Here is a 757-nt window from a genome sequence, read left to right as displayed (position 1 = left end):
GATGACGTAAAATTGTTTGTGTACCAAGTTTTGGAGTCTATCCAAAACACAAAAAAGTAGAGTATCCTCGGGGTTACGACGCCACCAAGAAGGGACTCTACTCGATGACTATTTTACCAGAAAATCAACTCACAAACCTATTTGAAAATCTTGTCACTCAGTTTGTAAAAGAAAACTTGGAATCGATCATGAAAGCTGAGATCCAGCACTTCATGGAGGACGAAGCTCATGAAAGTAACAGCCGGAACGGTTATTACAAACGTTCGTTGCACACCAAATACGGTCACATTCCCGACTTGGAAGTCCCGCGAGATCGCCAAGGCGCGTTTCAGACCCACGTCTTTGAGCCGTATCAACGCCGGGATGGTTGGTTGGAGGAAGCGGTCATCCAGATGTATAAGAGCGGTATGGGAACTCGTGACGTAGCCCGGTTCATTGAGACGATGTTTGGCAGCCACTATTCTCCGACTACCGTCAGCAATATCACCGCCACCGTCCTGGAAGACATCCAGAATTGGCAGAAGCGGCCTCTGCAAAAGCGCTACAGCGTGATCTATTTGGACGGGCTTTACGTCAAACTCAAACGCCGTACAGTGAGCGGTGAGGTCATCTACTTTGCCATGGGCATCGACGAGGAAGGACATCGTCAAATCCTGGGCTTTTACGTAGGCGGCCAGGAGAGCTCTAACGGTTGGAAAGACGTTCTGGCCGATCTGTATAACCGAGGCGTACACGAAGTGCTTTTAGGCGTTTTCGA

Annotated in this window: 1 protein-coding gene; it reads left to right on the top strand. The window is 48.9% G+C overall.

Going from position 1 to position 757, the window contains the following annotated elements; translation table 11 throughout:
• Window positions 1-104: 104 nt before the first annotated feature.
• On the top strand, window positions 105-757 hold a 653-nt coding region (locus ACQ4N8_RS28120), incomplete at its 3' end, for an IS256 family transposase (RefSeq protein ID WP_430707670.1).

This window comes from Paenibacillus macerans, from assembly GCF_050565405.1.
Taxonomy (GTDB): Bacteria; Bacillota; Bacilli; order Paenibacillales; family Paenibacillaceae; genus Fontibacillus; species Fontibacillus macerans_B.
Note: the sequence above shows the minus strand (reverse complement) of the source record. Positions and strands in the feature narration are given on the sequence as shown.